Genomic DNA, 17,358 nt, shown 5'->3' on the forward strand with positions numbered 1-17,358 from the left:
GGCACTGGTGTGGTCGGCGTCCAACGAGGACTATGCAGGAATGACCGTCGCCGCGCGGCGCGTGTTCGCCGTACTGCTGCTGCTTGTCGCCTCTATCGGTGCGCTTCCGGGCGGGGCGGCCGTGGCAGCGCCGCGAGGCGTCGCGGCCGGGCGGGTTGCCGATGACCCGGTTGCGCACGACCCCACCATGATCCGGCAGGGGCGGTATTACTACACCTTCATCACCGGTGACTCCGGGACGCGCACCTATCTGCCGATGCGGCGGTCGGCCGACCTGCTGCACTGGACCGACCTCGGCCCGGTCTTCGCGACCGCGCCCACGTGGGTCACCGAGCAGCTCGGCACCACTCCCCCGGATTTCTGGGCGCCCGACATCAGCTTCTACGGCGGCCTCTACCACCTCTATTACGCGGCTTCCTCGTTCGGCACCAACAACTCGGTGATCGGGCTGGCGACCAACACGACGCTCGACCCGGCGAGCCGGGCCTACCGCTGGGTCGATCACGGCATGGTGCTGCGGTCGACGACGGCCGGCAACTTCAACGCCATCGACCCCGAGCTGGTCCTCGACGGCAGCCGGGCCTGGCTGGCGTTCGGGTCGTTCTGGGACGGCATCAAGATGCGCCGGCTCGACCGCGCGACCGGCATGCTGTCCGCCGGCGACACGACGCTCTACTCGCTCGCCTCGCGCGGCGGTGCCTCGATCGAGGGCGCGTCGATCACCCGGCACGGCGGCTACTACTACCTGTTCGCGAGCTTCGACTTCTGCTGCCGCGGCATCGACAGCGACTACCGCGTCGTCGTCGGGCGTTCCAGGAACGTCACCGGGCCCTTCGTCGACCGCTCGAACGTGGCGATGCTCAGTGGCGGCGGCACCGAGGTGCTCCGGGGCTACAACGAGTTCCGCGGGCCGGGCGGCGGCGACGTCTTCGGCGGCCTCTACGTGCACCACTACTACGACCTCTACGACAACGGCCGGCCCAAGCTTTCGGTCCGGCCCATCCGATGGGCCGGCGGGTGGCCCACGCTGGGCGATCCGCTGTCCGGCAGCCGGGAGATCGGCCACGGTCCGGCGTACGCCGAACTGGTGAGCCGTATCGACGGCAGTGTCATCGCGAACCCGTCCTGTGGTTACGAGGGCGCCGACATCACGCTCAGCGCGTCGTCCACGTACGACACCTGTCGGCAGTGGCGGCTCGATGACCGCGGCGACGGCTACGTGAGTGTCGACAACCGTTTCAGCAACAAGGTCGCCGAGGTCGCGGCCTGCGTCAACGCCGAGGGTGCCCGGGTCGCTCAGTGGGGCTGGCTCGACAACGACTGCCAGCAGTTCCGGTTCGTCGCGGCGCAGGACGGCTGGTCGACGATCCAGAGCAGGCTCAACGGGCGGGTGCTGCAGGGCGCCGGCTGTCAGGGGGCCGGCTCACCGGTGCAGACGGCGACCGTGACCGGTGCGGCGTGCCAGCAGTTCCGGGTCCAGCCGGTCGGCTATGTGCTGCTCGTCGACGCGACCGGCCGGAAGGCTCTCGACGCGTGCGGGCGTACGGTCGCCTATCGCTCCCGCAAAGCGGGAGGTTGCCAGCTCTGGCGGTTCGAGCATGTCGGCGGCGGCTATTACCGCGTCGTCAGCCGGACGGGCCGCGTCCTCGACCGAAGTGGACGCATCGACGCCGGCCAGTTGTTCGACGGCGCCCGGATCACAGCGGAATGAGCCGTGCCGCGAGGGCTACCGCCGACAGGTCGCCCTCGCGCAGGCGTCCGGCCGCCGAGGGTTCGCCGAGCGTCTCGAGCCGGTGGGCGACCGCGTCGACCAGCTGCTCGTCGGCGTCGATGAGGCGGCGGGCCATCCGCGCCTGGGCCGGGCTGAGTTCCGCGTAGGCGCAGCGGTCGAGGGCCGTGATGACGTCCGCGTCGAGGGTGCCGGCGAGGGCCCGTTCGGTGACGACCTTGAGGAGCCAGGTCGGCCACCAGCCGTACCGGGAGATGGCGATGCTCGATTGCATCGCCGTCGACGGCGTCTGGCCGGCGCCGAGCAGCCGGAGGGTCATGGCGGTGTTGACGGCGTCCAGGCGCAGCGCCCCGATCAGGGCCCGCACCAGCGGCACGGTGCCGATCTGCGGCTCGGCGGTGGCGGTCCCCTCGGCCCAGCGACCGTGCAGGACGAGGGCGAGCGCGGCGGCCATTACGGTGCCGTCGCCGTCGTCGGTGGCCCGGTCCTCCAGCCGCGTGACGGTGGCGGCCAGCCGCGCGGCCGCCTCGTGGGCCTGCGCGGCGAGCACCGCGCCGCCCGGCTTGTTCAGGTGACGCACGACGGTTTCGACGGCGATCTGGGCTTCCCGCCGCAGCAGCGCCGACGGGATCCCGGGCGCCATGACGTCGCCCAGGGCTTCGACCACGGACGCCTCGTCGAAACGATCGGTTGCGGTGGCGAATTGTGCCCACCAAGCGGCGGCGTGCGTGCTCATGGCTCTCCCATCCCAGCTTCCGAGGGAAGGGATCGGCCCGCGACCAAAAGGTCTGAACAAACCATCGCTTATTGTGACCTACACATCACCCTTCGCAGTTACGCCAGCGGTAGCCATTCCGTAGCGGTCGTCACCTCGGCGAGGATCTCCGGGCGCGGAGCCACCCCGATGCCCGGCCCGTCCGGCACCGGCAGGTGGCCGTCCTCGAGCACGAACGGCTCCGTGAGGTCGGTCCGGAAGTACCGGTCGGACGCCGACGTGTCGCCGGGCAGCGTGAATCCGGGGAGGGCGGCCAGCGCGACGTTGGCGGCCCGGCCCACGCCGGTCTCGAGCATGCCGCCGCACCAGACCGGGACGCCGTTGGCCACGCATACGTCGTGGATGCGCCGGGATTCCAGGTAGCCGCCGACCCGGCCCGGCTTGACGTTGATGATGCTGCACGCGCCGAGCCGGATGGCGTCGGCCGCCGCCCGGGCCGACACGATCGACTCGTCCAGGCAGATCGGGGTGCGGACCCGGCGCGAAAGCTCGACGTGCCCGAGGATGTCCTCCTCGTCCAGCGGCTGCTCGATCAGCAGCAGCCCGAACGGGTCGAGCGCGGCCAGCAGAGACGCGTCCCCGACCGTGTACGCCGTGTTCGCGTCGACCTGAAGCAGCACGTCGTCGCCGTACCGTTCGCGGACGGCCCGGACCGGCGCCACGTCCCAGCCTGGCTCGATCTTGAGCTTGATCCGGACATATCCCTCGGCGAGGTAGCCACCGACGGTGTCGAGCAGTTCGGGGACCGAGTCGGTGATGCCGACCGACACACCGCACGGCACGCGGTCGCGGGTCGCGCCGAGCTCGCGCGCGAACGTACGCCCGGTCTCCCGCAGTTCGGCGTCGAGTATCGCGGTCTCGAGTGCCGCCTTGGCCATCCGGTGGCCCTTGAACGGCCGCAGCGCCGGCGCGACCGCGACCGCGTCGGCGGGCGGGCGGTCGGCCAGCGCCGGAACCAGATAGCGCCGCATGACGTCGGCCGCGGCCTCGACGTACTCGCTGGAGTAGAGCGGATCGGTCATCGCGACGCACTCGCCCCAGCCCTCGGCCTCGCCGGTCACCGCCCGCACCAGCAGGACGTCGCGTTCGGTTGCGGTGCCGAACGACGTCCGGAACGGTGCCACCAGCGGCATCCGGACGCGGCGCAGCTCGATGCCGGTGAGCTTCATCGGTTCTCCCCTCGGTCCAGCACGTACCATCCGGCTCGGTCGAAACCCACCACCGCCGCGCCCCGGTCGAGCAGCCGGCCGAGCGTGTCGCGCACCGCCGCCCGCCACTCCCGCGCGCAGGCCGGGTCGGCGCGGCGCAGAGATTCGATGTCCGGCGGGACCGCCACGAGCACGGCCGAGCCGTCCGCCGTGCCCGCGAGGGGCCGCCCGTCCGGGGAGCGGCCGAGACCGACCACCGCGCCGTTCTCGCGTAGCGTCGACGCGTCCCAGCGCTCGTGGAGGCCGCGGGCGGCCCGCGCGACGTGGTCGGCGGTGAGGTCCCAGCGCAGCAGCAGACGGTCGGTGACGTCGTTGCCGTTGATGGCGTCGCCCATGCTGCCGTAGAAGTCCGGCAGGTACTGCGCCGGCGTCGCGCCCAGCTTGACCAGGTTGACGTAGGCGTTGCGGCTCACCAGCGGGTCGAACGTCCAGGTGACCGTGGTGACGCCCTGGCTCAGGGCCCAGGCGCGCTGGTGCAGCTTCAGGGCCCGGCCCACGCTGCGGCCGCGGGCCGCCGCCGCCACCCCGGCGATGTGGCTGTGCAGCTCCTGACGGGTCGGTGCGGCGAAGAAGCCGACGCAGGCGCCGATCAGACCACCACCGCCGCAGTCGTAGGCACCGGCCACGTAGCTGCCCGCCTTGCTCAGCGCCCGCAGCAGGCTCGGGGTCACCGCGGCATCGGCCGGGTCGGGGTGCCAGATGCCGTCGAAGAGCCGGCAGACCGCGCGCAGCTCGGCCGGGTCGGAGAGCGGACGCACCGCGACCCCGGCGCCGTTCGCGGCCGCCTCGGCCACCGCGGTGGCGTTCTCCGCCTCGCTGAGCATGCCGATGTGGTCGCTCATCAGCGTCCCGCCGGAGAATCGACCGCCAGCAGTTCCGCGGTGAGCCCGGCGACCAGCGCCACCCGGTGCGGAAGCTCGGTCACGACGACATGTTCGGAGTCGGCGTGGGCACCGCCGCCGACCGCGCCGAGCCCGTCCAGCGTCGGCGTGCCGATCCCGGCGGTGAAGTTGCCGTCCGACGCACCGCCGACCGACGCCCGGGCCGGCGAGGGCAGGTCCAGACGAGCCGCCACCTTCACCGCCCGGGCGAACAACTCGGCCGAGGCCGACTCCTCGAGCGGCGGGCGGTTCGGGCCGCCCTCGACCTCGACCCGGGCGTCCGGCAGCACCGGGCTCAGCGCCCGCATCGCCCGGTCGACCCGGTCCTGCTCGGCGAGGGTACGCACGCGCACGTCCACGTCGAACTCGCCGGCCGCCGGAACGGTGTTGGTCGTCGTGCCCGCCTTGGCCCGCGTGGGTTCCACGGTGGTTCCCAGCGCCGGATCGGCCAGCGCCCGCACGGCCAGCACCTGATGGGCCAGCTCCACAGTCGAGTTCACGCCCGCCTCCGGCTCCAGACCGGCGTGCGAGGCCCGGCCCACGACACGTACCCGATAGAGCGAGACCCCCTTCCGGGACGTCTTCAGCGCACCGCCGTCGGCCGACGCCTCGAGCACCAGCGCGCCGGCACAACCGGCCGCCTCCGTCTCGATGAGTTCGCGCGACGTCGGCGAACCGAGCTCCTCGTCGCCGGTGATGAGGATCGTCACCCCGGCCCGGTCCGGCAGACCGGCCACGGCGTGCAGAGCCTGCGCCACACCCGCCTTCATGTCGAAGCAACCCGGACCCCGCAGGATCAAACCCTTGTTCTCGTACGGATGGGAGACAAGCGACCCGATCGGCCACACCGTGTCGTGATGCCCGAGCAGCAGCACCCGCGTGGGCGCGTCCCCGAACTTCCAGCGCAGGTGAGTGCGCCCGTCGAGGACGATCCGGTCCGGCCACGCCCCGAGCAGCCGATGGCCGATCCCCGCGACCACCTCGGCGCTGCGAGCCACGGCGGCCCGGTCCTCCGACGGCGACTCGCAGGTCACCATGGCCTCGATGTCGGCCAGCAGGCCCGGCACCTCCATGTCAGGCGACCTTCGGGGTCGCGCGTACGCCGAGGTGCACGTATTGCTCGCCGGTGGGCAGCCGGTAGAACATCACCGGCAGCCAGGATTGACTCTCCGGAAGGCGTACGAGGAACAGGTTCTCGTCCACCGCGACCATAGGCAGCTCGGTGACCGGGTGCGGGTCGAGCTCGGCCAGCGGCCCGGTCAGCGTCATCCGCAGCACCGGCTCGCCATCGCCGGGGAGTACCTCGATGCGGCTGCTCGTCCGCTCGTAGGTGCCCAGATGCGGTGTGATGTCGACGGTGACCGGCGGACGCGGTGGCGTGAGGGGTTGCGGCATCGTCACCCCGGCCACCTCGGCGAAGATCTCGCCGAACAGATCCTGGTAGAGGTCGCGGGCGCCCTCGCCGTTGGTGAGAAGGGTTACCGCCAGCCCCTGTTCCGGCAGCAGCCGCAGGAAGGCGGACTGCCCGATGGTGTTGCCGTCGTGGCCGATCAGCCGCCGGCCGTCCCAGCCGAACCGGATCCAGCCGAGCCCCCACGAGTCACCGAGGGTGTGCTTCTCGGGCAACTCGACCTGCTCGGTGGCCATCGCCGCGGCGCCGTCCTCGCTCAGGAGCCTGCTGCCGTCGGGACCCACGCCGCCGTCGAGGTGCAGACGGGCGAAACCGAGCAGGTCGGCCACCGTGGACGTGATGAGACCGGCCGGGCCGAGCGCGCGCGGGAGCGTCCACACCGGAGCTACCGCTGGACCGGCGGTGTGACCGGCCGAGGCGCGGTGCAGCAACGCCTCCTCGGGCAGCGTGCCGGTGCGGTGCAGGCCGAGCGGGGTGATGATCCGCTCCCGGATCGCCGCGTCCCACGTGCCGCCGGTGAGTTTCTCGATGACCCGGCCGGCGATCACGTACCCCGAGTTGCAGTACGCCCAGGTGGCGCCCAGCGGATGGTTCTGGGCCACGTCGCGCAGCCCGTGAACGTACTTCTCCAGGCAGTCGTCGCCCCGGCCGGTGTCGGTGAAGACGTCGCCGTCGATGCCGCTGGTGTGGGTGAGCAGGTGCCGCATCGTCACCTTGGCCGTGGTGCCCGGGTCGGCGAGGACCAGTTCGGGAAGTACGTCGGTGATCGGCGCGTCGAGCTCGAGCTTGCCCTCGTCCACCAGCTGCTGCACGACCGTGGCGGTCCACACCTTGCTGATCGAGCCGATCTGGAACACCGATGTGGTGGTGGTCTCGACGCCGGTGTCCACGTTGAGCACGCCGTACGCCGCCTCGACCAGCTCGTCACCACGCAGGATTCCCAGTGTGGCGCCGGGAATGCCGTGCCGCTCGGCCAGCACCGACAACCTCCGCTGCCAGTGCGCGGCGTCCACCGGGGCCCGGCCGGTGCCGGTGTGGCGGCGTACCCACTCGGAGATCCGCCGGTTGAAGTCCACCCGCTGCGAGGGCCGCCCCTCGACGATGAACAGGTGTGAGGCGCCCGGATAGAGCACCATTTCGGCCGGCACGTCGCGCTCCCGCAGCGCGGTGTGCCACTGCTGGGCCTGGCCGATCGGACACCGCACGTCGGCGTCGCCCTGCAGGATCAGGGTCGGCGTGTGCACGTCGGCGACCCGGCTGAGCGGCGACATCGCCGCGTACCGCTCGGGCGCCTCCCACGGCCGCCCGCCCAGCTCGAGGGCGGCCAGCAGGGTGCCGTCGTCGGAGGTCCCGGCCATGCTGGTCAGATCGCTCACCACGCCGCCGGTCACCGCGGCCGCGAACCGGTCGTCGTGCGCGGTCAGATAGCACGCCATGTAACCGCCGTAGCTGTAGCCGGCCACCGCGAGGCGCCGCGGGTCGGCGGTGCCGTCGGCGACCAGCTGGTCGACCGGTTCCAGGAAGTCACGGGCGTCGGCCTCGCCCCAGGCGCCGAGGGCCGCGGTGTAGAACCGCTCGCCGTAGCCGTCGCTCGCCCGCGGGTTGACCAGCAGCACGGTCCAGCCGTCGGCGGCCAGTTCCTGGTGATAGAGATGTACCTCGTCGGCGGCGCCGTTCCAGGCGTTGTGCGGGCCGCCGTGGACGTCGAGCAGCAGCGGCCCCGGCCCGGTCGCCTCGGGATCGCGGATCAGCCAGGCCTGCACCTCGGTGCCGTCCGAGATGGCGAAGGTCCGCTCGACGCGGGGGAACGGCTCCACGTCGGCGAAGGCGGTGCCGTGCCCGGTGCGTACGGTCTCGGTGCCGGACGCCAGATCCACCGTCACCACCTCGCCGTACGAGGTGGGCGTCGCCAGGACCACCGCGGCGGTGTCGCCGGCAACCGACAGCCCGGAGACGACCCGGCCGGCCCCGGCGACGATCGGCCGCGGCGCCCCGCCGTCCAGGTCGGCCGCGTAGAGGTGGGTGCAGCCCCGGTCGCGGGCGCAGAAGAGCACCGTACGGCCGTCGGCGGTGAACCGCGGCAGCCCACCCGGATAGCCGGGGCCGCCGGCCATCACGTTGCGGTCCAGCCAGGCGGCGAGGTTGCGGACCGGACCGCCGTCCAGCGGCACGTATTGCAGACCGGCGTGCCCGGTCGGGGTGCCCGTCGTGCCGACGACCAGCAGCGCGTCGCCGCGCGGCGTCCACACCACCGCGCCGGCGGCGCCCTCGGCGAGGCCGGCGATCCGTGGGCGGGCCTTCCCGTCGGTGACGTCCAGGACGTGCACCGGTGCCCGGAACACCAGGTCGGCGTCGGGTGCGGTGGCCGCGCCGAAGGCGAGCCGGGTCGAGTCGGGTGACCAGGCCGGCTCGCCGGCGTGCCAGTCGCCCTCGGTCACCTGGCGGGACTTCCCGGTCGCGACGTCGAGCACGAACAGATGCTTGCGGACGCCGCGCAGCAGCCCGGCCCCGTCGGCCTGGTAGTCGATCCGCCGGATCACGCTCGGGTCCTCGCCGGTGCCACCGACCGGCGCCGAGAACGCGATCCTCGTGCCGTCCGGGCTCCACACCGGAGCGCCCGCGCCCGACGCCAGATCGGTGACCGCCTCCGCCTCGCCGCCGCCCACCGGCAGCAGCCAGATCTGGGCGGGACCGTCGCCGCCGCGCAGGAAGGCCAGCCGCTGCCCGTCGGGCGACCAGGCCGGGGCCGAGTCGGCGGGCCCCCGGGTGAGGCGGCGGTTGTCCGTTCCGGCGATCCAGATACTCCGGACCACACGGTCGCCGGCCTCGTCCGCGCTGCGCAACACGTAGGCGACGGTCCGGCCGTCCGGGCTGAGGGCGGGCTGCTCCGGCGCCGCCACCGACATCAGGTCATCGATCCGCGCACGACGTACCACGGCAATACCTCCGGCTCGCGGGTTCCTGGCGCGAAGCCTGCCCGCCGGCCGCCCGGATGTCTTGGTGCGCGGCGACGAGAGAAGGCCGCCCGGCTCGTCCGCTACGCCGAGTCGGCCGGCCGTCGCTGGTCACCAGAAAAGACCCGGAGCTGCAGCATGACGCCGAAGCGGGCCTCCGGGTCGGACAGGTCGAGCTCGCCGACCTCGGCCAGCCGGCGCAGCCGGTACCGGAACGTGTTGGGGTGCACGTGCAGCGCGGCCGCGGCGGCCACCGCGTCACCGAACGCGTCCAGCCACGCCACCAGCGTCTCGACCAGATTCGCGTGGTGTTCGGTGTCGTACGCAAGCAGCCGCGCCATCGGCCCGGTGGGCTCGTCCCCGCGGGCCACCACCAGATCCCTCAGCTCCAGCACCATGGCCTCGACGTGCACATCGGTGAGCCGGGCGACCAGCCGTCCGCATCCGTTTCCGCTGCGCAGCACCCGCAACGCGCGGTCGGCGCCGGCCCGCGCGGCCGGCAGCGCCGCCGCCGACGACGCCACCGGACCGACCCCGGCCACCGCCGGCACACGTTCGCCGACCCGGTCGAGGAAGTCGCCGGCCACCTTGACCGCCCGCTCCTCGTCGGCGAGGGGAAGGAGCCCGTAGACCACGTCGCCGAGCACCGCCACCGCACTGTTGGCCTGCACGGCGCTCAGATGCATGGCGAGCGCGTCGCCGAGTCGTTGCCGCTGCGCGGCCGGCCCGGCCGGCGCACCGCCGTCCGCGCCCGCGAGAGCCAGCGCGAGCACCACCAACGGCTGATCGGCCAGGCCGAGGCGGGCCACCGCGTCCCGGGTCCCGGGCCGGCCCTCGAGCACGGTGCCGACCAGTTCCGTCCGCAGGCGGCGCTCGACGTCCGCGCCCGCCCGCAACCGCAGCAGGTGCAGGGCAACCAGCTTGGCGGCATCGCAGAACGCCTGCGAGCGTTCGGGGCTCAGCGGCTCACGCACGGCGGCCCAGATCGACCCGAGGAACTCGTCGCCGGCGCGCACGGCGACCGCCACCCGCGGCACCGAGAAGTCGCTCGGCGCGTTGGCCGGCGGATGAACGTAGACCGGCTGGTCGCTGTGGTGCAGGTCGCGATGGACGCCGGCGCGCGAGAGCAGGCGGGCGTAGCGGTCGGGCACCTGGCGGCCGAGGATCGTCTCCACACGGGACGGATCGGCTTCCTCCTGGCGTGCCGAGAAGGCCAGCACCCGGGAGTCCGGATCCTCGATCGTCACCGGCGCGTCGACAAGCGCGGCGACCGCGTTGGCCAGGGCGAAGAGATCGCCGGACGGCATCCCGCCGAGCGTCTCGGGCTCGGCCGCGCCGACGTCGCCCTGCCGGAGCATCGAGCGCAGCAGCGAGGCCAGGTGGGCCCAGGACGCGCCCCGGGTCAGCGTGAGCAGCGCGACCCCCGATTCGGCGACCGCGGCCCGCAGCGCGTCCCCGGCGGGCAGCGGGGCCCGGACGACCAGACCGGCGGCGCCCTGCTCACCGAGCGCCCGGAGGCGGGCCGCGATCTCGCCGGCATCGCGCAGGCCCACACCGAGGACCAGCGCGTGCGCGGGCAGGTCCGGTTCGTCGTACGGGTCGTGGATGGCCACCCCGGTGATCGGCTCGGACGACGACGGGTCGCCGTGCACCAGGTCGAGCAGCGTCGCCCCGAGGTCGTCGAGGACGCGACCCAGGCTGGCGCGCGGCTGCTGGCTCATGACCTTCCAGCCTAACGGCTGAGGAGCGGTCACGAGCCGGGCAACGGGACGCCGGGGCGGGGAACGGCGGCCAGCAACTCCCGCGTGTATTCGTGGTGAGGATCGCCCAGCACCTGGTCGACCGGGCCGCACTCGACGATCCGGCCCTGCCGCATCACCGCCACGATGTCGCTCACGTACCGGACCACCGCCAGGTTGTGCGAGATGAACAACAGGGTCAGCCGCATCTGTCGCTGGAGGTCGCGCACCACGTTGAGCACCGCACCCTGGATCGAGACGTCCAGCGCCGAGGTGATCTCGTCGGCCACGATCACCTCGGGCCGGCCGGCCAGCGCGCGGGCCAGGGCGACCCGTTGCCGCTGCCCGCCGGAGAGCTGATCCGGCCGGGCGTCCGCGTGGTCGGCGGCCAGCCCGACGAGGTCCAGCAGACGGGCCACCTCGACACGCCGGCCCTCCCCACGGAGCGGCGGGCGCCGTGGGATGGCCTCGGCGACCGAGGCGCCGACGGTCATCCGCGGGTCCAGCGCCGAGTACGGATCCTGGAACACCATCTGCAGCGGCCGCGGTTCTCCCTTACGCGCGAACGGCGGCCGCCCGTCGAGGAGGATCCGCCCGCCGGTGAGCGGGACCAGCCCGGCCGCCGCGCGAGCCAGCGTCGACTTGCCCGAACCGGACTCGCCGACCAGGCCGACCACCTGTCCGGCCGGCACGACGAGGTCGACGCCGTCGACCGCGACCGTGCCGTGCCGGCGCGATCCGAATCGGACGGTGACGGCCTCGAAGGTGAGCTCGCGCATCCGGCCCTCACCCGTGTGCCGGGGTGGCCCGGGCGCCGAAATGGACGTACCGCTCGCCGGTCGGCAGCTGATAGAAGGTGGCCGGGATCCAGTTGCCGGTCTCCGGGTCCCGGCAGACGAACAGGTCCGGTGCGACCGGCACCATCGGGTAGTCGGCGTCCGGCGCCTGCAGCACCTCGGCCAGCGGTCCGGTCACGCTGACCCGCATCACCGGGCCGTTGTCGCCGACCAGCACCTGCTGACGGATGCTGGACCTCTCGTAGACGCCGAGGTAGGGGTTCATGTCGACGTGCACCGGCTCGTCGGGCGGCCCGAGCGGGCGCGGGACCGGCACACCGCCCAGCTGGTCGAAGATCTCCCGGTAGAGCTCCTCGTAGAGCTTGGCCCCGTTGCCCCCGTTGGTCAGCAGCGTGACGGCCAGGCCCTCCTCGGGCAGCATCCGCAGGTACGACGCCTGGCCGATGGTGTTGCCGTCGTGGCCGATCAGCCGGTGACCGCCCCAGTCGGCCCGCTCCCAGCCCAGGCCCCACGAGTCGCCGAGGGTGTGCTTGTCCGGCAGTTCCACCTGGTGCGCGGCCATCGCGGCGGCGCTGTCGGCGCTCAGCACCCGGGTGCCGTCGACGGCTACCCCGCCGTTGAGGTGCATGCGGGCGAAGAGCAGCAGGTCGGCGACGGTCGCGACGATGGCACCGGCCGGTCCGGCCGAGCGCGGGATGCCCCAGACCGGCGCCGGGATCTGCTCGCCCTCGTCGGTCAGGTGGCCCATCGCGGCCCGGTACGGCAGCACGTCCTCCGGCAGCGTGACGGTCTGGGTCAACCCCAGCGGGGTGACCAGCCGGTCCCTGATCGCCGCGTCCCAGGTACCGCCGGTCAGTTTCTCGACCACCCGCCCGGCCAGCGAATAGCCGGAGTTGCAGTAGGACCAGGTGGCCTCGAGCGGGTGGTTCTGCGCCGCGCCGGCCAGCCCGGCCGCGTACTTCTCGAGGCAGTCGTCGCCGCGCCCGGTGTCGGTGAGGATGTCGCCGTCGATGCCGCTGGTGTGCGTGAGCAGGTGCCGCATCGTCAGCTTGGCGGCCACCGCCGGGTCGCCCAGGCTCAGCTCGGGCATGACCTCGATCAACGGGGCGTCGAGCTGCAGCCGGCCCTCGTCGACCAGTTGCATGACCAGGGTGGCGGTCCACACCTTGCTGATCGAGCCGAGCTGGAACATCGAGTCGACGGTGGTCTCCACCCCGGTACGCAGGTTCAGCAGCCCGTAGGCGGCCTCGGCCACCTCGTCCTCGCCGCCGTCGGCCGCCATCCGCAGGATGCCCAGGGTCGCGCCCGGTACGTGGTGCCGTGCGGCCAGTTCGGCGAGTCGCCCGGACCAGTGATCGGTATCGATGGTCATGACACTTCTCCTTTCAGTTCGACGGGGGCCACGACAACGGGGGCGATGTCGGCGTGCCAGCAGGCGACCCGGCGGCCGTTGCCGTATTCGGCGAGCGGCGGGTCATCCTCCCGGCAGGTGGTGGTGGCGAGGGGACAGCGCGGGGCGAAGGCGCAGCCGGGCGGGAGTGCGTGCGGATCCGGCGGCCGGCCGGGGATCACCGCGAGCGGCCGGTCCCGGTCGGTGTCCATGTCCGGCACCGCGGCCACCAGCGCCCGCGTGTACGGGTGCCGGGCGTCGTGCAGCAGCGCCTCGGTCGGCAGGTCCTCGACGATCCGCCCGGCGTACATGACCAGCACCCGGTCGCAGACCTGCCCCACAACGGTGACGTCGTGGCTGATGAACAGCAGGCCCAGTTCCCGATCGGCGCGGATGGCGGCCAGCAGCTGGAGCACCTGGCGTTGCACGGTGACGTCGAGCGCGGTGGTCGGCTCGTCGGCGATGATCAGTTGCGGCTCGCCCATCAGGCCCATGCCGATCATCGCGCGCTGCCGCATGCCGCCGGAGAACTCGTGCGGCAACTGCGAGGCGCGGCGTTCGGCATCGGGGATCCGGACCGCCTCCAGCCGGTCGACCGCGCGTCGCCAGGCCGGGCGACGGCCCGCGCGCTGGTGCTCGCGGACCACCTCGGCGAGCTGCCGGCCCACCCGCTGGGTGGGGTTGAGCGAGGTCATCGGGTCCTGGAAGACCATGGCGAGCGAGGTGCCGAGCATCCGGCGGTGAGCCCGGCGGGCGCCCTCGCGCAGATCGGTGCCGAACAGGTCGAGCCGGTCGGCGCGCACCACTCCCGGCCGCTCCACCAGTTGCGCGACGGCCAGCGCGGTGAGGCTCTTGCCCGATCCGGACTCGCCGACGATCCCGACCGCCTCGCCCCGGTCCAGCGCCAGGCTCACACCACGCACCGGCGTCACGTCACCGAAACCGACTCGCAGGTTTTCCACCGTCAGGAGGGCTTTCCGCTCCTCGCGTCCGGGCCGGACGGCGGTCGCCGGCGCGGCGGCCCGCCCGGGCGTACGGGCGGAGGAGCGCATCCCGATGACCCGCGCGACCGCCTCGCCGGAGAGGTTGAACGCCATGGCCGCGAGCACGACCGCGATCCCTGGGACGACCGCCCCGGCCGGATGTATGTAGATCTGCGCCAGGCCCTCGCCGAGCAGCCGTCCCCAGTCGTAACTCGGCGCCTGCACGCCCAGTCCGAGGAAGGACAGGCTGGCGAAGGCCAGCAACGCGCCGCCGGCCGACATGGTCGCGGTGACCACCAGCGGCTCGGCGATGTTCGGCAGGATGTGCCGTAGCAGGATCCGGACGGAGCCGACCCCGGCGACCCGCGCGGCGGCGATGAAGTCCCGGCCGGCGATCGTGGCGGCCATGGTGTGGGTCAGGCGGGCGAATCCGGGCGCCGTGGCGAAACCGATGGCCAGCACCGCGCCTCGGGCGCCGACCCCGAAGATCACCGCGAAGAAGAGGGCCAGCAGCAGGCTCGGGAACGCGACCGCGACGTTGATCGCCGCGGTGACCCAGCGGCCGAGGGCGGGGCCGAGCAACGTCGGCGCGGTGCCCAGCAGCAGCCCGACGAACACCCCGAGCCCGGTCGCCAGCAGCGCCAGCAGGAGCGACAGCCGGGTGGCGACCAGGACCCGGGCCAGGATGTCCCGTCCGAGCAGGTCGGTGCCGGCGGGATGGGCGGCCGACGGCCCCTGCAGGATGGCGGCCGGCGCGACCGCGTCGGCGCGCGCGTGCAGAAGCAGCGGGGCGAGCACCGCGGCGCCGGCCACCAGGACGAGCAGGACGCCGGCCGTGATCCCGAGGGGGCTGCGCAGCCGAGCGAGCATCAGGCCTCCCGGATCGTCGAACGCGGATCGATCAGAGCGAGTGCCACGTCGACCGCGAGGTTGACCAGCAGGACGCCGACGCCGTAGACGAGAACCACGGCCTGGACGGTCGGATAGTCCTTGGCCACGATCGAGCCGACGATGGTGCCGCCCAGCCCCGGCCACGCGAAGATGTTCTCCACCAGCACCGTTCCGGCGACCAGCGCCCCGAGCAACAGCCCGCCCATCGTGATGGTCGCGGTCAGGGCGTTGGGCAGCGCGTGCTTCAGATAGAGCGCGGTGCTGCGCACGCGCTTGGCCCGGGCCGTACGGATGTAGTCGGTCTGGAGCACCGCGAGCATCTCCACCCGGACGATGCGGGCCAGCATGAGTGCGGGCCCGATCGCCAGCGAGAGCACCGGAAGGACGTACGAGACGGGGCCCGACCGCCCGGCCACCGGCAACCAGTGGAGCGACACGCTGAACACGAAGACCAGTCCGACCGCCATCAGGAAGTCGGGGATGGTCGCCACGACGATGCTGGCCGAGGTGAAGAACCAGTCGCCGCCCCGGCGCCGGCCGTCCCGGGCCAGCACCGCCATCAGCGTGCCGAGCGGCACCGAGACCGCCACCGCGACCGCGAACGCCAGCACCGCCATTTCGACCGTCGCGCCCAGACGGTCGCCGATCACGCCGGCCACCGGCAGACCCGAGGTCATCGAGACGCCCAGATCGCCGGTGAACAGGTGCCCCAGGTAGTGGAAGTACTGCTGCCACCACGGATCGTCGAGCCCCAGTGCGGCCCGCCGCTGCTGGATCAGGGCGAGCGGCGCGGTCGGTCCCAGGGCGGCGCGGACCGGGTCGCCCGGGATCACGTGGATCATCGTGAACGCGGCGGTCACCAGCACCCAGAGCGACAGCACCAGCTGCCCGGCCCGGCGAAGGGCGAACCGGACCCAGACGCTGCCGGCCCAATCGGTGAAGCTACGGTCCACGGACGCCGCTGTCACTTTCGCCTCCGTCAGCCGAGCATGCGGATGGACGCCGGATCGATGTCGCCCTGGGACAGGTCGAGATCCGCGCCCTTGGCCACCACCGGCGCGTTCGCACTGGCGAACGGCACCAGGTCGACGTGCCGGATCACCGCCTTCTCGGCCGCGTTCCACTGGGCGCATCCGCCGTCGCCGGGCTGCTTCTGGGCCGCCGCGACCGCCGCGAGGTAGTCCTTGTTGTCGAACGAGGAGAAGTTCGTGCCGTTCGGCGGGGTCGGCCCGGACAGGTAGGGCACCAGCTGACTCGGCAGGGTCACCCCGATCGGGAACAGCGCCACGTCCCAGGCCAGCTGTCCGGCGGCGATCTGACCCACCTGGGTGGCCGTCACCGACTTGAGCTGGATCTGCGCCCCGGCCGCCTGCCATTGCTGCTGCAGGAGTTCGGCGGCCGCCTGCGCGCCCGGGCTGCCGGTGGCCGCCCAGGCCACCGTGAGCTTCTTGCCGGCCAGGGCCGCCTTGCCGGCCGCCGGATCGAAGGCCGGCAGATCTCCGGTCACCGTGTCGCCCTTGCAGGGGCTCATCGCCGGCGCCACGAGTCCGGTCGGCGCCGAGCCGCGCCCGCTGGTGTAGACCTGCTGCATCTGCTTCAGATCCACCGATTTGATCAGGGCGGTCCGCAGGCCGAGGTCGGCGGTCGGCAGGCCGGTCTTCTGGTTGAACCACATCTCGCCGGTCGGCGCCAGGATGTCCCGTTTGACGTAGTCGGAACCCTGCAGCCGCTGGCTGTCCGGACCGGTGAACCGGGCCGCGTTGACCCCTCCGGAGAGGACGAGATTGGCGGCGGTCGCCTCGTTGGCGATCACCTTGATCACCACGGTGTCCGGCAGCCCGACCGTGCCGGCCTTGAAGTCACCCGGGCCCCAGGCGTACTCCTTGCGCCGGACCAGCGTGTAGTGGTCGTCCGGGACGGCTTCGGACAGCTTGTACATGCCGGTGCCGTCCGAGCTCTGCTTGAGTTTGCCGCGGTCCTTCATGCCCTGCTCGCACACGATCGGCAGGCCGCCCAGGTTGCGGTCGAGGAAGGCGTCCGGGCTGGGCGACGTCACCGTGACCACGCCTGTCGCGTCGTCCGCGGTCGCCTTCGCGCCCGCCGGCACGAACGTGCCGACCCGGGTCGAGCCGTTCTTGACGTCGCCGACGAACGAGATGTTCCCAGCCACCGTGCTCGCGGTCAGCGGGCTACCGTCGGCGCAGGTCACTCCCTTGCGGAGGGTGAACTTCGCGGTGGTGCCGGTCGCCTCCCACTTCTCGGCCAGAGCGGGGAGCACCTTGCCGTCCGGCGCGAAGCCGAGCAGCGAGTCGTAGAGGAAGCGGTCGACCTGCCCGGTGATCGTCAGTGAGGTGAAATGGGGATCGAGGTTGCCCGGGTCGCCCGCGACAGCCATCGTGAAAGTCTTGCCGTTGACCGGCTGCCGGCCGCTCGAGCCGCCGCCGGAGTTGTCACCGCAGGCACCGGCCAGGAGCGCTGCCGCCCCGAGCACGGCAGTAAGTCGCAGAGCCTTCATCGCGCCTCCACGTGTACGTGTCCGGCAAGACTGCCGATGGAGGCGTGTCGTTGTCTTTGGCCCCGGCGACAACATGAGGGGGGCC

The 17,358-nt window shown here is 72.6% G+C and carries 12 protein-coding genes; 1 reads left to right on the plus strand and 11 read right to left on the minus strand.

Features of this window, described 5'->3' with window-relative positions; genetic code table 11:
* Positions 1-40 precede the first annotated feature (40 nt).
* On the plus strand, positions 41-1,711 hold the full coding sequence (locus tag ACIA5C_RS02825; RefSeq protein WP_396050541.1) for a family 43 glycosylhydrolase: 1,671 nt from the start codon (positions 41-43) through the stop codon (positions 1,709-1,711).
* Here ACIA5C_RS02825 and ACIA5C_RS02830 read toward each other — a convergent pair.
* The 11 genes from ACIA5C_RS02830 to ACIA5C_RS02880 all read right to left on the minus strand — a co-directional run bounded on the left by ACIA5C_RS02830 (position 1,698) and on the right by ACIA5C_RS02880 (position 17,273).
* The gene (locus ACIA5C_RS02830; RefSeq protein WP_396050542.1) at positions 1,698-2,465 is read right to left on the minus strand and encodes a hypothetical protein; all 768 of its coding nucleotides are present in this window, start codon (positions 2,463-2,465) and stop codon (positions 1,698-1,700) included. The genes ACIA5C_RS02825 and ACIA5C_RS02830 overlap by 14 nt on opposite strands.
* A 98-nt stretch (positions 2,466-2,563) precedes the next feature.
* Positions 2,564-3,673, minus strand: a complete 1,110-nt coding sequence (gene menC, locus ACIA5C_RS02835; RefSeq protein WP_396050544.1) for an o-succinylbenzoate synthase — start codon at positions 3,671-3,673, stop codon at positions 2,564-2,566.
* The gene (locus ACIA5C_RS02840) at positions 3,670-4,554 is read right to left on the minus strand and encodes a GNAT family N-acetyltransferase (protein WP_396050546.1); all 885 of its coding nucleotides are present in this window, start codon (positions 4,552-4,554) and stop codon (positions 3,670-3,672) included. Before ACIA5C_RS02840 ends, menC begins: the two co-directional genes overlap by 4 nt.
* Positions 4,554-5,666, minus strand: a complete 1,113-nt coding sequence (locus ACIA5C_RS02845) for a M20 family metallopeptidase (RefSeq protein ID WP_396050548.1) — start codon at positions 5,664-5,666, stop codon at positions 4,554-4,556. Before ACIA5C_RS02845 ends, ACIA5C_RS02840 begins: the two co-directional genes overlap by 1 nt.
* A gap of 1 nt (position 5,667) precedes the next feature.
* On the minus strand, positions 5,668-8,940 hold the full coding sequence (locus ACIA5C_RS02850) for a serine hydrolase (protein ID WP_396050550.1): 3,273 nt from the start codon (positions 8,938-8,940) through the stop codon (positions 5,668-5,670).
* 101 nt (positions 8,941-9,041) lie between these two features.
* Entirely contained in the window at positions 9,042-10,679 is a 1,638-nt protein-coding gene (locus tag ACIA5C_RS02855; RefSeq protein ID WP_396050551.1) for a PucR family transcriptional regulator, read from the minus strand.
* 29 nt (positions 10,680-10,708) lie between these two features.
* The gene (locus ACIA5C_RS02860) at positions 10,709-11,476 is read right to left on the minus strand and encodes an ABC transporter ATP-binding protein (RefSeq protein WP_396050553.1); all 768 of its coding nucleotides are present in this window, start codon (positions 11,474-11,476) and stop codon (positions 10,709-10,711) included.
* Positions 11,477-11,483: 7 nt separating this feature from the next.
* Positions 11,484-12,866, minus strand: coding sequence for a serine hydrolase domain-containing protein (locus ACIA5C_RS02865; protein ID WP_396050555.1), 1,383 nt, complete (start codon positions 12,864-12,866; stop codon positions 11,484-11,486).
* Entirely contained in the window at positions 12,863-14,737 is a 1,875-nt protein-coding gene (locus ACIA5C_RS02870; protein WP_396050556.1) for a dipeptide/oligopeptide/nickel ABC transporter permease/ATP-binding protein, read from the minus strand. The genes ACIA5C_RS02865 and ACIA5C_RS02870 overlap by 4 nt, the downstream gene beginning before the upstream one ends.
* On the minus strand, positions 14,737-15,726 hold the full coding sequence (locus ACIA5C_RS02875) for an ABC transporter permease (protein ID WP_396050557.1): 990 nt from the start codon (positions 15,724-15,726) through the stop codon (positions 14,737-14,739). Before ACIA5C_RS02875 ends, ACIA5C_RS02870 begins: the two co-directional genes overlap by 1 nt.
* A gap of 11 nt (positions 15,727-15,737) precedes the next feature.
* Positions 15,738-17,273: an ABC transporter substrate-binding protein gene (locus ACIA5C_RS02880; RefSeq protein ID WP_396050559.1), complete on the minus strand. Its 1,536-nt coding sequence runs from the start codon at positions 17,271-17,273 to the stop codon at positions 15,738-15,740.
* Positions 17,274-17,358 lie beyond the last annotated feature (85 nt).

Origin of the sequence: Actinoplanes sp. NPDC051343 (assembly GCF_044455125.1) — a bacterium.
Taxonomy (GTDB): Bacteria; Actinomycetota; Actinomycetes; order Mycobacteriales; family Micromonosporaceae; genus Actinoplanes.

Excerpts from the sequence above, each read along its gene's own strand:
- ACIA5C_RS02825 (WP_396050541.1), top strand. The coding sequence starts at position 41 with ATGACCGTCGCCGCGCGGCGCGTGTTCGCCGTACTGCTGCTGCTTGTC.
- ACIA5C_RS02830 (WP_396050542.1), bottom strand. The coding sequence starts at position 2,465 with ATGAGCACGCACGCCGCCGCTTGGTGGGCACAATTCGCCACCGCAACC.
- menC (WP_396050544.1), bottom strand. The coding sequence starts at position 3,673 with ATGAAGCTCACCGGCATCGAGCTGCGCCGCGTCCGGATGCCGCTGGTG.
- ACIA5C_RS02840 (WP_396050546.1), bottom strand. The coding sequence starts at position 4,554 with ATGAGCGACCACATCGGCATGCTCAGCGAGGCGGAGAACGCCACCGCG.
- ACIA5C_RS02845 (WP_396050548.1), bottom strand. The coding sequence starts at position 5,666 with ATGGAGGTGCCGGGCCTGCTGGCCGACATCGAGGCCATGGTGACCTGC.
- ACIA5C_RS02855 (WP_396050551.1), bottom strand. The coding sequence starts at position 10,679 with ATGAGCCAGCAGCCGCGCGCCAGCCTGGGTCGCGTCCTCGACGACCTC.
- ACIA5C_RS02860 (WP_396050553.1), bottom strand. The coding sequence starts at position 11,476 with ATGCGCGAGCTCACCTTCGAGGCCGTCACCGTCCGATTCGGATCGCGC.
- ACIA5C_RS02865 (WP_396050555.1), bottom strand. The coding sequence starts at position 12,866 with ATGACCATCGATACCGATCACTGGTCCGGGCGACTCGCCGAACTGGCC.
- ACIA5C_RS02870 (WP_396050556.1), bottom strand. The coding sequence starts at position 14,737 with ATGCTCGCTCGGCTGCGCAGCCCCCTCGGGATCACGGCCGGCGTCCTG.
- ACIA5C_RS02880 (WP_396050559.1), bottom strand. The coding sequence starts at position 17,273 with ATGAAGGCTCTGCGACTTACTGCCGTGCTCGGGGCGGCAGCGCTCCTG.